The sequence below is a fragment of the Spiribacter onubensis genome, assembly GCF_040838425.1.
GTDB classification, from domain to species: domain Bacteria; phylum Pseudomonadota; class Gammaproteobacteria; order Nitrococcales; family Nitrococcaceae; genus Spiribacter; species Spiribacter onubensis.
Genome location: NZ_JBAKFI010000005.1, coordinates 98,831 through 112,114 on the forward strand (window position 1 = coordinate 98,831; position 13,284 = coordinate 112,114).

The 13,284-nt window shown below is 64.9% G+C and carries 10 protein-coding genes; 1 reads left to right on the forward strand and 9 read right to left on the reverse strand.

Annotated features, from left to right (window positions below):
- Positions 1 to 24: 24 nt before the first annotated feature.
- The gene (locus tag V6X63_RS09535) at positions 25 to 2,742 is read left to right on the forward strand and encodes a bifunctional acetate--CoA ligase family protein/GNAT family N-acetyltransferase (protein WP_367967991.1); all 2,718 of its coding nucleotides are present in this window, start codon (positions 25 to 27) and stop codon (positions 2,740 to 2,742) included.
- A 21-nt stretch (positions 2,743 to 2,763) separates the two neighbouring features.
- On the opposite strand, the gene V6X63_RS09540 is transcribed toward V6X63_RS09535, so the two are convergent.
- The 9 genes from V6X63_RS09540 to glpD all read right to left on the reverse strand — a co-directional run bounded on the left by V6X63_RS09540 (position 2,764) and on the right by glpD (position 13,234).
- Positions 2,764 to 3,060 carry a metal-sensitive transcriptional regulator gene (locus tag V6X63_RS09540; RefSeq protein ID WP_367967993.1) on the reverse strand — a complete coding sequence of 99 codons (297 nt, stop codon included), beginning with the start codon at positions 3,058 to 3,060 and terminating at the stop codon, positions 2,764 to 2,766.
- Complete coding sequence (locus V6X63_RS09545; protein WP_367967995.1) at positions 3,023 to 5,536, reverse strand: heavy metal translocating P-type ATPase; 2,514 nt, start codon at positions 5,534 to 5,536, stop codon at positions 3,023 to 3,025. Before V6X63_RS09545 ends, V6X63_RS09540 begins: the two co-directional genes overlap by 38 nt.
- 142 nt (positions 5,537 to 5,678) lie before the next feature.
- Entirely contained in the window at positions 5,679 to 7,424 is a 1,746-nt protein-coding gene (locus tag V6X63_RS09550) for an ABC transporter substrate-binding protein (protein WP_367978741.1), read from the reverse strand.
- A 116-nt stretch (positions 7,425 to 7,540) separates the two neighbouring features.
- Entirely contained in the window at positions 7,541 to 7,837 is a 297-nt protein-coding gene (locus V6X63_RS09555) for a DUF2160 domain-containing protein (RefSeq protein WP_367967998.1), read from the reverse strand.
- 16 nt (positions 7,838 to 7,853) lie between these two features.
- Entirely contained in the window at positions 7,854 to 8,657 is an 804-nt protein-coding gene (locus V6X63_RS09560) for a carbohydrate ABC transporter permease (RefSeq protein ID WP_456154539.1), read from the reverse strand.
- A 3-nt stretch (positions 8,658 to 8,660) separates the two neighbouring features.
- Positions 8,661 to 9,527 carry a carbohydrate ABC transporter permease gene (locus V6X63_RS09565; protein ID WP_367968000.1) on the reverse strand — a complete coding sequence of 289 codons (867 nt, stop codon included), beginning with the start codon at positions 9,525 to 9,527 and terminating at the stop codon, positions 8,661 to 8,663.
- An 11-nt stretch (positions 9,528 to 9,538) separates the two neighbouring features.
- Positions 9,539 to 10,609 carry an ABC transporter ATP-binding protein gene (locus V6X63_RS09570; RefSeq protein ID WP_367968001.1) on the reverse strand — a complete coding sequence of 357 codons (1,071 nt, stop codon included), beginning with the start codon at positions 10,607 to 10,609 and terminating at the stop codon, positions 9,539 to 9,541.
- Between the two features lie 13 nt (positions 10,610 to 10,622).
- Positions 10,623 to 11,696, reverse strand: a complete 1,074-nt coding sequence (locus V6X63_RS09575) for an ABC transporter ATP-binding protein (RefSeq protein ID WP_367968002.1) — start codon at positions 11,694 to 11,696, stop codon at positions 10,623 to 10,625.
- Positions 11,696 to 13,234, reverse strand: coding sequence for a glycerol-3-phosphate dehydrogenase (glpD, locus tag V6X63_RS09580; RefSeq protein WP_367968003.1), 1,539 nt, complete (start codon positions 13,232 to 13,234; stop codon positions 11,696 to 11,698). The genes V6X63_RS09575 and glpD overlap by 1 nt, the downstream gene beginning before the upstream one ends.
- Between the last annotated feature and the right edge of the window lie 50 nt (positions 13,235 to 13,284).

A 13,284-nucleotide genomic window follows, 5' to 3' on the forward strand; every position in this document is an offset into this window, starting at 1 on the left:
ATACACCGGCCCGGAGGACTGCCCATGACGGTCCGCAATATCGACGCGCTGCTCAAGCCCCGTTCCATCGCGATCATCGGTGCCAGCCGCCGCGCAGGCTCGGTCGGCGCCGTCCTCGCCCGCAACCTGTTCAACGGGGGTTTCGACGGGCCCATCATGCCCGTCAACCCGAAGCATGAGGCCATTGAAGGCGTTCTCTGCTACCGCGACATCAGCGAACTGCCCGTCACGCCGGACCTTGCCGTTGTCTGCACGCCACCCAAGACCGTGCCGGACATCGTCCGGCAGCTGGCCGAGCGCGGCACCCGCGGCGTCGTCGTGATCACCGCAGGGTTCGGCGAGGGGAATGACGAGGAAGGCATGGCACTCCGCCAGGCCACGCTGGATGCCGCGCGGCCGCATCTCACGCGCATTATCGGGCCGAACTGCCTGGGTATCCTGGTCCCTGGCATGGGCCTCAACGCGAGCTTCGCCCATCTGGCGCCGCCCAAGGGACGGATCGCCTTTGTGACCCAGTCGGGCGCCATCGTCACTTCGGTACTGGACTGGGCGGAGCGCCGGAATATCGGCTTCTCGCACATGATATCGCTGGGCGACATGGCGGATGTCGACTTCGGCGACACCATCGACTACCTGGCCAACGATCCCAACACCCGCGCCATCCTGTTGTATGTCGAGGCCATCACCGATGCCCGCAAGTTCATGTCGGCGGCGCGGGCCGCGGCCCGCATGAAGCCGGTGATCGTGGTCAAGGCCGGCCGTCATGCCGCCAGTGCGCAGGCCGCCGCCTCCCATACAGGCGCACTGGCTGGCTCCGATGCAGTGTATGACGCCGCCTTCCGGCGCGCCGGCATGCTCCGGGTGGATACGCTCGGTGAGCTCTTCGCAGCGGTGGAGACCCTGGCCTCGACGGAGCCGCCGGCGGGTGACCGGCTCGCCATCCTGACCAACGGGGGGGGTATCGGCGTGCTGGCCACCGACGCATTGATTGGCCATGGAGGCCAACTGGCCGAACTCCCGCCGGAGACCATCGATTCACTGAATGAGGTGCTGCCGCCAACCTGGTCGCATGGCAACCCGGTGGACATCATCGGCGATGCCCCCGGCAAGCGGTACGCAGACTCCCTGTCCATCCTTGCCGACACGCAGGACGCCGATGCCATACTCGTGCTGAACTGCCCCACGGCGGTTGCCGACAGCATGGATGCCGCCGAGGCAGTCATCGCCGAGCAGGGCCGGCAGCGCAGCGGGCGCGGCCATCGGCCGACCCTCCTGACCTGCTGGGTCGGTGAACACACCGCCCAGAACGCCCGCCGTCGTTTTGCCGAGGCCGGCATACCGAGTTACACCACGCCCGAGGGCGCGGTGCGGGCGTTCATGCACATGGTCGACTACCGCCGCAACCAGGAGCAGCTGCTGGAGACGCCGCCTTCGGTGCCGGAGCTGTTCACGCCGGATTACGAGACCGCCAATCAGTTGGTCGAGAAGGCAGCCGCCGAGGGTCGCGAGATCCTCAGCGAGCCGGAGGCCAAGCAGCTACTGGCGGCCTACGGCGTCGAAGTCGTGCCCACCGAGGTGGCCACCGACGCCGATCGCGCCGCTGAGGCGGCCGATCGCCTGGGCTATCCGGCGGCGATCAAGATCCTCTCCAAGGATATTACCCACAAGAGTGACGTGGGCGGTGTCGTGCTCGACCTGGAAGACGCCGATGCCGTCCGTCATGCCGCGGAGGGGATGCAGCGCCGCGTGTCGGAGACCTATCCCGACGCCGAGCTGCAGGGTTTCAGCGTGCAGCCGATGGTCAAGCGGGCTGGCGCCTGGGAGCTCATCGCCGGCTTCACCGAAGATGAACAGTTCGGACCGGTGGTGCTCTTCGGCCAGGGTGGCACCGCTGTCGAGGTGATCAAGGATCAGTCCCTGGCGCTGCCACCCCTTAACCTGAAACTGGCCGGCGACATGATCTCGAGGACGCGGATCTACCGTCAGCTGCAGGGCTACCGCGATCGCAGGCCCGCCGACATGGAGGCCATCGAGCTGACACTGACGCGGATCGCCCAGATCGCGGCTGACCTCTCGCGGGTCAAGGAACTGGACATCAATCCGCTGCTGGCCTCCGCCGACGGCGTAGTGGCACTGGATGCCCGGATTCGGATCGGTGAGAACGGCCAGGGCACCCGGCGCCTCGCGATCCGCCCCTACCCCAGAGGCCTCGAGAAGACTGTCACCGCCGACGATGGCCAGCATTATCTGCTGCGGCCGATCCTGCCGGAGGACGAACCCGCGCTGCACCGCGCATTCGCCCATCTGACACCGGAGCAGATCCGGCTGCGCTTCTTCGCGCCGATGAAGCAGCTCAGCCACATGGCCGCGGCCCGCTTCACGCAGATCGACTACAACCGGGAAATGGCGCTGATCATCACCGATCCGGACAAGGTGCCCGGTGAGGCGGAGCTCTACGGGGCAGTCCACATCCATGCCGACCCGGATGGCGAGAAGGCGGAGTACTCGATCATCGTGCGCAACGACCTGACCCGCCAGGGCCTGGGCCGGCTGCTGATGGAGCATGTCATCGACTATGCACGTCATCGCGGCATCGGTGAGATCGACGGCGATGTGCTGCGCGAGAACCAGCCCATGCTCGCCCTCTGCCGCCAGCTGGGCTTTGAAGAGCACGTCGACCCCGAGGAGCGCGACGTCATCCGCGTGACCCTGCCGCTGGCGACCGACACCGGCGGTGGCTGAACACCGCCGGCCGGCCGCCGGCTAGCGGTATTTCATGATCTCCATGAGTTCGTCGACGATGACGTCGGCGTCCCCGCGCTCGCGGGCGCTGGTCACGTGGTGGTGCAGGTGGCTGCGAAGGACCGCGTCGCCGACCTTGGCGAGCGCCCCGTCCACCGCCTTGAGCTGGCGCAGCACGTCCACACAGTAGACATCATCACGCTCAAGCATGCGGACGATGCCCTCGACATGGCCGCGGATGGAAGCCAGCCGTTGCCGGGCGGCATCCCGGACCGTCGGATCAAGAGCGAGCTGGCAGTGCTTGGTGGTCTCGGCCATGGTCAGCTTCCTGGCGGTGCGCGGCCGGACGGAACCGACGCAGGCGCAGCGAATTACTAAGGACGAACAGGCTGGACAGGCTCATCGCTGCCGCAGCAGCCATCGGGTTGAGCAACCAGCCGGTCAACGGATACAGCAGCCCCGCTGCGACCGGGATCAACAGCACATTGTATCCGTAGGCCCAGACGAAGTTGCCCTGGATGGTGCGGTGAGTGCGTCGGGCCAGGTCCACGGCATCCAGCAGGCCATTCAGATCGGCACGCATGAGCACCGCATCGCCCGCCTCGATGGCCACGTCCGTTCCGGTGCCAATGGCCACACCGACATCGGCACGGGCGAGCGCCGGTGCGTCGTTGATGCCGTCACCAACGAACGCCACGCGACGGCCTTCGGCCTGCAGACGCTGGACTTCCCGCGCCTTGCCATCCGGCAGGACACCAGCCATCACCTCATCGATGCCGAGTCGCTCGGCGAGGGCATTGGCGGTGGCCTGCTGGTCGCCGGTGACCATGGCGACGTTCAGACCTCGATCGCGAAGTTCGGCGATGACATGGCTACTCTCGGCCCGCGGCGGATCGGCCACGGCGGCCACACCGAGCAATTGGCCGTCCACGGCCGCATAGAGCGGTGTTTTGGCCTGCATCATCAACGCCTCGGCGCTGGACTGCACGCTGCGGACATCCACGCCGAGCCATTCCATGTAATGGGCGGCGCCGATGTGGACGTAACGCCCATCCACCCGCGCCTCGACACCAAAGCCCGTGACCGCATCAAAATCGGTCGCGACCGGTATGGAGAGACCGCGCCGGCGGGCAGCGTCGACGATGGCCTGACCCAGCGGATGCTCGCTGTGGGATTCCACCGCGGCCATCATCGCGAGGGCGTCGTCCTCGCTGCCGGCGGCCACCTCAAGATCAGTCAGTTGCGGTTCACCCAGGGTCAACGTCCCGGTCTTGTCGAGCACCACGGTATCGGCCCGGGCCAGTGACTCCAGTGCGGCACCCCGGCGCAGCAGCATCCCGTTCTCGGCACCCTTGCCGGTGGCGACCATCACGGCCGTCGGCGTCGCCAGCCCCATGGCGCAGGGGCAGGCGATGAGCAGGACGCTGACCGTGGCCACGAACGCATAGGAGAGCACCGGATCGGGCCCGATCGCGAGCCAGATCGCGCCGGTGGCAAGGGCCACCAGCAGGACGATGGGCACGAATACCCCGGCGATGCGATCGGCGAGCTGCTGGATGGGGGGTTTCTCGGCCTGCGCCTGTTCCACCATATCGATAATCTGGGCCAGCACAGTCTCGGAACCCACCTCGGTGACCCTCGCCGTGAGCGATCCCTGACCGTTGACGGTGCCGGCCACCAGCCGGTCGCCGGCGTTCTTGGCCACCGGTACGGGCTCGCCGGTGATCATCGACTCGTCGACCCGCGATTGTCCTTCGCTGATCTCGCCATCCACCGGGATACGCTCTCCCGGGCGGACCAGGACGGTGTCGCCGGTGGCGACCTCATCAATCGGCACCTCGACGGTATCGCCATCGCGCACCACTCGGGCCGTATGGGACTGCATCCCCAGCAGGCGTTTGATGGCCATGGAGGTCCGACCGCGGGCGATCTGTTCGAGGTAGCGACCCACCAGAATCAGGGTGATGATGACGCCGGACGCCTCGAAATAGCTGCCCGCGGTTCCCTCGGGGAAGATCGCCGGCAGGGTCAGTGCCAGCAATGAGTAAACGTAAGCCGCACCGGCTCCGATCATGACCAGACTGCTCATGGCGGGCGCGCGGTGGCGCATTTCCGAAAAGCCCTTGATGAAGAAATCGCGGCCCGCCCAGAACACCACGGGGGTGGCGAGGAGCCACTCAATGGCGATCCAGCCCCGATCAGGCAGCCATTGCGTGAACCAGTCGTGGCCCGCGGGGATGTGGCGGCCCATGGCAATGATCACCAGCGGCAACGTAAAGGCCGCGGCAATGGCCACCCGCTGACGCAGCCGCTGCTGCTCGCGCTGACCGGCGTCAGCCTCGTCTCCGTCGGCGGAGTCCCCGCCGGTGGCCCGGGCACCATAACCCGCCGCCTCCACGGCGCCGGTCATGGCCGGCATGCTGGCGGCTGCCGGCAGATACTCGACGCGCGCGGTACTCATTCCGAGGTTGGCGCTGGCATCGAGCACGCCGGGGACGCTCTCGAGGGCAGCCTCGACGCGGCTCACGCAGCCACCGCAGGTGACACCAGTGAGCGCCAGGGTTGCGCTGTCCGTCGCCGGCGGATAGCCGGCTTCCGTCAGGGCCTCGGCGGCCGCACGCAGGACGGTGGCCGGGTCGTGCCCGGAGTCGATCTCCAGGCGTGCCTTCGCCGTGGACAGATTGACGCTGACCGCGTTGATTCCAGAGACATTGCCCAGTGCGGTCTCCGCCCGCCGGACGCAACTCCCGCAGTTGAGGCCCGTGATTTGCAGATTGAAGGTTGATTCGGACATGGCAAACCATTCCCTGCCGTTACAACGGGATCACGATACCCCTCCCCAGGGGGGGTCGGTCAAACCGTCTATCCTGAAGGGCGGGAAAGAAAAAGGGGGCCCGAGGGCCCCCTAAAAGTCCGGATGAGGAGATAAGTCCGGATTACATGCTGGCGCGCCAGCCGGCTACGAGCTCGTTGTAGGGCACGGTCTTGCCCTGCGGCTTCTCGTTATCCAGCGGGGGCTTGGGTGCGCCGGGCTGGTCGAACCAGTACTCGGCACTCCGCTCCTCGTTCATGCGCGGTCCGCAGCGGTCCTGCACACCGGCACGCTCGAGGCGCTCCATGACGCGGTCCTGCTCCTGGGCCAGGTTGTCCATGGCGGCCTGCGGTGTCACCTCGCCGGTGACGGCCGCCGCCACGTTGGACCACCACAGCTGAGCCAGACGCGGATAGTCAGGCACGTTGGTGCCGGTATCCGTCCACAGGGCACGGTCGGGGCTGCGGTAGAACTCGACGAGACCACCCAGCTTCGGTGCCCGCTCGGTCATCGACTCGGACATGATGTCGGACTGGCGGATCGGCGTGAGGCCCTCGTGGAGCTTCTTCAGCGACACGACCTTGGAGGTCACGAACTGCGCATACAGCCAGGCCGCCTTACGACGATCCGGATCCGCATGCTCGAAGAAGGTCCAGGAACCGATGTCCTGATAACCGACCTTCATGCCCTCTTCCCAGTATGGGCCATGGGGTGACGGCGCCATACGCCACTTCGGCGTGCCATCGGCGTTCACCACCGGAGTCCCCTCAGCGGCCATCGGCGCGGTGAAGGCGGTGTACCAGAAGATCTGCTGGGCAATCTGACCCTGTGCCGGGACGGGACCCGCCTCGGAGAAGGTCATGCCGGCAGCCTCCGGCGGAGCGTACGCATCGAGCCAGTCGATGTACTTCGTCAGGGCGTAGACCGCAGCCGGGCCGTTCACGGCACCACCACGGGTCACGTCGGAGCCCACCGGATGGCAGTCCTCGACGCGGATGCCCCACTCGTCGACCGGATGACCGTTCGGCAGACCGGTGTCACCGGCACCCGCCATGGACAGCCAGGCATCAGTGAAGCGCCAGCCCAGGGACGGGTCCTTCTTGCCATAGTCCATGTGACCATAGACTGTCCGGCCGTCCAGCTCACCGACATGCTCGGTAAAGAACTCGGCGATGTCCTCATAGGCCGACCAGTTGGTGGGCACGCCCAGCTCGTAGCCGTAGATGTCCTCGAACTGTGCCTGCAGATCCTCGCGCTGGAACCAGTCATAGCGGAACCAGTACAGGTTCGCGAACTGCTGGTCGGGCAGCTGATACATCTTGCCGTCGGGCGCCGTCACGGCATCCAGACCGATGAAATCATCCAGATCCAGGTAGGGGGAGGTCACGTCGGCGCCCTCGCCCTCCATGTAGTCGGATAGCGGAATCACCTGGCCGTAGCGGTAATGCGTACCAATCAGGTCGGCATCGTTGACGTAGCCATCGTAGATGCTCTCCCCCGACTGCATCTCGGTCTGCAGCGCCTCAATGACGTCACCCTCGCCGATCAGATCATGGGTCACGTTGATCCCAGTGATCTCCGAGAAGGCCGGGGCCAGCACACTGGCCTCGTACTCGTGGGTCGGGATGGTCTCGGACACGACTGAGACGTCCATGCCGCGGAACTCTTCGGCCGCGTCAATGAACCACTCAAGCTGCTCCAGCTGTTCCTCGCGGGTCAGTGTCGATGGCTGGAACTCGTCGAGATACTGCTCGGCGACGGCCATCTGCGCATCGGTCGCGGCATGGGCACTGCCCAGACCGCCCACACCGAGTGCAGCGGCGACCGCAAGCGCGGTCCATGGCTGCATGGCGCTTTTATGCTGTTTCATTTCTTTCTCCTCCTGGAGGGGATCACCTTTGATCCCGTTACCAAAGGGCAGTGGCACCAGCCTATCCGATGCATGCCCGGTTCATGCCAAGCGGGTGCCAGGCACCCGCAAGCCAGTCAGCCCCAACGCAGCATCACCACCGCATAGACGATGGAAATGCCTGAGGCAATCAAAAGACTCGCGTCCGTAAACGCCAGCCAGATGAGATGGATATAAGCCGCTCCCAGCAGGCTCATGAACAGCCGGTCGCCGCGCGTGGTCGGCACCGGCAGGAAGCCCTTCCGCTCGTAGGTCGGGATGACGAACTGCAGCACACCAAAGACCACCAGCATGACCGCGATCGAGGCAAAGAAGATCGCCACCGGCTGCGTCCAGGCCATCCACGCGAGATTAAATCCAGCTTCTTGATTCATCGTGTCTTTACTCCGATCACACGCGGCCCAGCGCGAACCCGCGGGCGATGTGCTTGCGCACGAACCAGATCACCAGCGCCCCCGGCACCAGGGTCAGCACACCGGCGGTGGCGAGCAGGCCCCAGTCAAGCCCCGAGGCACCCACCGTCCGTGTCATCGTGACGGCAATCGGCTTGGCCTCGGTGGAGGTGATGGTCCGGGCAATCAGCAGCTCCACCCACGAGAACATGAAGCAGAAGAATGCCGTCACCCCCACGCCCGAGCGGATCAGGGGCAGGAAGATTGTGATGAAGAAACGCGGCCAGGAATATCCGTCGAGGTAGGCCGTCTCGTCGATCTCCTTGGGCACGCCGGACATGAACCCCTCGAGGATCCATACCGCCAGCGGCACGGTGAACAGCGTATGCGCCAGCGCGACGGCGATATGCGTGTCGTACAGGCCGACGCTCTGGTAGAGCTCGAAGAACGGCAGCAGGAACACCGCCGGCGGCGCCATGATATTGGTCAGCAGCCAGAAGAACAGATGCTTGTCGCCCAGGAAGTTGTACCGGGAGAAGGCATAGGCCGCCGGCAGCGCCACCGTCAGCGAGATCACCACGTTCATCAACACGTAAAGCGTGGAATTGATGTACCCCGGGTACCACGTGGGATCGGTGAAGATCTTCACGTAATTGGCCACCGTCAGATCATTCGGCCACAGCGTGAACGTCGAGAGAATCTCCTGATTCGTCTTCAGCGACATCATGATGAGCCAGTAGATCGGCAGCATCAGGAAGACGAGCCACAGGCCAAGGAAGATGTAACGTCGCTTGGAACCCACGGCTTAACCCTCCCGGTCCATGTTGAGAATGGTCAGATAGAACACGTAGCTGAACAGCAGGATGATCAGGAAGTAGATCAGCGAGAAGGCCGCCGCCGGACCCAGATCAAACTGCCCCACTGCCATCGTGGTCAGCCGCTGACTCAGGAAAGTGGTGGCGTTGCCCGGACCACCGCCCGTCAGCACGAACGGCTCGGCGTAGATCCGGAAACTGAAGATGAAGCGCAGGAGAATGGCGATCAGCAGCACACCCTTGAGCTTCGGCAGCTCGATGTACCGGAACACCGCCCAACGTGATGCGCCGTCGATGCGCGCGGCCTGATAAAAGGCATCGGGAATGGCCTGCAGCCCGGCGTAGCAGAGCAGGATCACCAGTGACGTCCAGTGCCAGACGTCCATGACGAGCACGGTGACCCAGGCATCCAGCGAATCCCCGGTGTAGTTATAGTCCAGACCGATGGAATTCAGGAAAACGCCGGCGAGCCCTACGTCCGGTCGGGCGAAGACCTGCCAGATCGTGCCGACCACGTTCCACGGCACCAGCAGGGGCAGCGCCAGGAGGACCAGCGAGACGGACACCCATGGGCCCTTCTTGGGCAGACACAGCGCGAGACCGATGCCCAGCGGGATCTGAATCAGGAGCACGGCGGCCGAGAAGATGATCTGGCGGATCAGCGCGCCGTGCAGCGCCGGATCCCGCAGCACCTCCTTGAACCACTCCGTGCCCACGAAGAACCGGGAATCGGGACCAAAAATGTCCTGCACCGAATAGTTGACGACGGTCATCAGCGGCATGATGGCGCTGAAGGCCACCACCAGCACCACTGGCAGCACCATCAGCCAGGCCCATTGGTATTCACGCTTTTCCACGTTCTCTCCCCCTAGCCGACCAGCTTGTCGTCGGCATACAGCAGTGCGTTCTCAGTGGGGAACACCACCCGCAGACCCTCACTGCCGATCTTCTCGGACTCTTCCAGGCGCACATGCACCTGATGCTGGCCAAGGTGGCCGGTCACCAGTTCGTAGTCGCCCAGATCCTCAACCTTGTCCACCTTGACGGTGAGCGCCGTTTCGTCGGCCGCCGCCGGACGGATCAGCCCGGGCCGGATGCCGAGCTGCAGCTTGCCACCGGCGCTGCGCGCGGCCTCGGCCATGGCGGGATCCACCGGAATATGCTCTCCGTCCACCACGGCGTGATGACCGTCGACCTGACAGTCGAAGAAATTCATGCCGGGGCTGCCGATGAAGTAGCCCACAAAGGTATGGGCCGGGCGCTCGAAGAGTTCTTGCGGTGTGCCAACCTGAAGCACCTGGCCGGCCAGCATGACCACCACCTTGTCGGCGAAGGTCAGCGCCTCGGTCTGGTCATGCGTGACATAGACCAGCGTGAGGTTGAGCTGCTCATGCACCTCCCGGAGCTTGCGCCGCAGCTGCCACTTCAGATGCGGGTCGATCACGGTGAGCGGTTCATCGAACAGCACCGCCGCCACGTCCTCACGAACCAGCCCGCGGCCCAGGGAGATCTTCTGCTTGGCGTCGGCGGTGAGGTTATTGGCACGGCGCTTGAGGACCTCTTCAAGGCCGAGCATGCCCGCGATGTGCTTCACGCGACGCTCGACATAGTCCTCGCCATGCTTGCGGTTGCGCAGCGGGAAGGCGAGGTTGTCGAACACGCTCATCGTGTCGTAGATGACCGGGAACTGGAAAACCTGGCCGATGTTGCGCTGCTCCGGAGCCAGCGTGGTGACGTCGCGGTCGCCGAACATCACCCGACCCTCCGAGGGCTGCACAAGCCCCGAGATGATGTTCAGCAGCGTGGTCTTGCCACAGCCGGACGGCCCGAGGAGGGCATAGGCACCCCCGTCTTCCCAGACATGCTGCATGGGCTGCAGGGCATAATCACCGCCAGGGGCGTACTGGTGCGCCAGATTATTGAGTTCTATTCGCGCCATTGTGTCATCCGCATTAGCTGTGCGGCGCGGCCGCCAACTGGTCCGCGCTGTCGAAGGCGTATGCCCGGGTCAGATCCATGAAAAGCTCGAAGCGCTCGCCGGGGTGCACCTGATGGACGCCGCGCTCCTCGATCACCCAGTCCCGGCCGTTGACCTCGAGATGGACGTAGGTCACGGATCCGGCGATTTCGGCGACCTCGACCGTGCCATGGAGCCCGATACGCCCCTCGCCGGCGCTCACGAACAGGTGATGCGGCCGGATACCGACGGTGTAGTGGCCCGGGGCCAGATCCTTCATATGCGCCGGCAGCGGCGCGCTCAGCAGGCCTTCCACCTTGACCTGGCCGTCTCCCACCTCCACCGGCATGAGATTCATGGGCGGGTCAGCGAACACCTGGGTCACCGTGGTATTCGCCGGATGGCGGTAGCACTGGGCCGTCACGCCGTTCTGAATGACCCGACCTTCATGCAATACCGTTGTCTTACCGCCCAGCACGAGCGCTTCTTCGGGCTCCGTGGTGGCATAGACCACCACCGTGTCGCGATCGGCAAAGAGCGAACGGAGCTCCGATCGAAGGCCCTCACGCAGTTTGTAGTCCAGGTTGACCAGCGGCTCGTCCAGAAGCACCAGCTTGGCATCGCGCACCAGCGCCCGGGCCATGGCGCAGCGCTGCTGCTGACCACCGGAAAGTTCTGACGGGAGCCGGTCGATCAGGTGATCAATGCCGAGGCGCTCGGCCTCGGTGCGCACCAGGCGATCGATCTCCGACCTGGAGATCCCCGCCAGCTTGAGCGGCGACGCGATGTTGTCGTAGACGCTCAGCGACGGGTAGTTGATGAACTGCTGGTAGACCATACCGACCGACCGCTTGCGGACCGGAACGCGGGTCACGTCCTGGCCATCCTCGACCACGCGGCCGCGGTTCGGCGGCTCCAGGCCGGCCATGATCCGCATCATGGTGGTCTTGCCGGCCTCGGTCAGGCCCAGCAGCACATTGAACTCACCGCGCTCGAAGGTGAGGTTGATATCTTTCAGGTAAACCTCACCACCGACGGTGCGGTCGACCCCCTCAAGGACCAGACTCATTACGCAGTTGCCCTCTTCTTGTTCTGGCCGGTGAACCAGGCGTCCACCCGCTCACGCTGCGAGGCATCGAGCATCAGGCCGAGCTTGGTGCGCCGCCAGATGGCATCCTCGCAGGTCATCGCCCATTCCCGCTCGGCAAGATATCGCAGCTCGGCCTCGTAGAGGTCGGCACCGAAATGTTCGCCAAGATCCTCCAGGGAGCTGGCGTCACCCAGCATCTGCTCCACGCAGGTGCCGTAGTTGCGGGCCAGGCGCCACGCCATACTCTCCGGCAGCCACGGCCGCGACTTGCGCAGCGCGGCGAGGTAGGCGTCGAAGTCACCATCGGGGATGTCGCCTCCGGGAAGCGCCGAACGACCGGTCCAGTCGGTGATGCTGGCGCCGAGCAGGGGCGCGATGCGGTCCACCGCCTGACGCGCCAGCGTGCGATAGGTGGTGATCTTGCCCCCGAACACCGAGAGGAGCGGTGCGTCCCTGTCGTCAAGCTCAAGGCTGTAGTCGCGGCTCACCGCCGAGACGTCCTCCTCCTCGGACTCGTCATACAGGGCGCGGACGCCAGAATAGGTCCAGACCACGTCCTTCGGCCCGATGCCATGCTTGAAATAGCGATTGACGGCGTCGCAGAGATACTGGATCTCCTCGTCGCTCGCCGTTGCGTCCGCCGGGTTGCCCTCGTAGGCCACGTCGGTGGTGCCGATGAGCGTGAAATGCTGCTCGTAGGGAATCGCGAAGATCACGCGGCCGTCGTCGTTCTGGAAGAGGTAGGAGTCCTCGTGATCGAACATCTTGGGCACGACGATGTGACTGCCCTTGACCAGGTGGACATCCTTTTCGGCCTTTTCGTCTTCCTGGTGCATGGCGCTACCGAGGAATCGGGCGACCCAGGGGCCCGCGGCGTTCACAATCGAACGAGAACGAACATCATGCACCGCCCCGCTGACCGTGTCGGTGAGCTGTACGCGCCATTCGTCGCCACTGCGCTCGGCGCCCGTGCAGCGCGTACGGGGCAGCACCCTGCCGCCACGGGCCTCGACATCCATGCAGTTGAGCACGACCAGCCGGGAATCCTGCACCCAGCAGTCGGAGTAGATGAAGCCCTTGCGGAGGCTGTCCTTGAGCGGCGCCCCGGCGAAATGCGTCTGCAGGTTGATGCCCTTCGACCCCGGCAGCTTCTTGCGGCCGCCCAGGTGGTCGTACAGGAACAGGCCCATGCGGATCATCCACGCCGGCCGCAGCTCCTTGACATGCGGCATGACGAAACGAAGCGGCCAGATGATGTGCGGCGCGATGCCCATGAGGACTTCCCGCTCTTTCAGCGCCTTCTGAACGAGTCGGAATTCATAGTATTCGAGATAGCGCAGACCGCCGTGTACCAGCTTGGTACTGGCGGAGGAGGTGTAATTGGCGAGATCGCCCTGCTCGACGAGCAGGACCCGGAGCCCGCGGCCCGCCGCGTCGCGTGCGATGCCCGCACCGTTGATGCCGCCACCGACGACAACAACGTCGTAGAAGTCCGTCTGCTGACCCTCGGAAGACACGAGTGCCTCTCCTCCGTTTCGAATGACGGCGGCTATATTGCCGCTTCGTA

What these genes read in the sequence shown, in the direction of transcription:
- V6X63_RS09535 (WP_367967991.1), top strand. Translation starts at nt 25, where the DNA reads ATGACGGTCCGCAATATCGACGCGCTGCTCAAGCCCCGTTCCATCGCG.
- V6X63_RS09540 (WP_367967993.1), bottom strand. Translation starts at nt 3,060, where the DNA reads ATGGCCGAGACCACCAAGCACTGCCAGCTCGCTCTTGATCCGACGGTC.
- V6X63_RS09545 (WP_367967995.1), bottom strand. Translation starts at nt 5,536, where the DNA reads ATGTCCGAATCAACCTTCAATCTGCAAATCACGGGCCTCAACTGCGGG.
- V6X63_RS09550 (WP_367978741.1), bottom strand. Translation starts at nt 7,424, where the DNA reads ATGAAACAGCATAAAAGCGCCATGCAGCCATGGACCGCGCTTGCGGTC.
- V6X63_RS09555 (WP_367967998.1), bottom strand. Translation starts at nt 7,837, where the DNA reads ATGAATCAAGAAGCTGGATTTAATCTCGCGTGGATGGCCTGGACGCAG.
- V6X63_RS09570 (WP_367968001.1), bottom strand. Translation starts at nt 10,609, where the DNA reads ATGGCGCGAATAGAACTCAATAATCTGGCGCACCAGTACGCCCCTGGC.
- V6X63_RS09575 (WP_367968002.1), bottom strand. Translation starts at nt 11,696, where the DNA reads ATGAGTCTGGTCCTTGAGGGGGTCGACCGCACCGTCGGTGGTGAGGTT.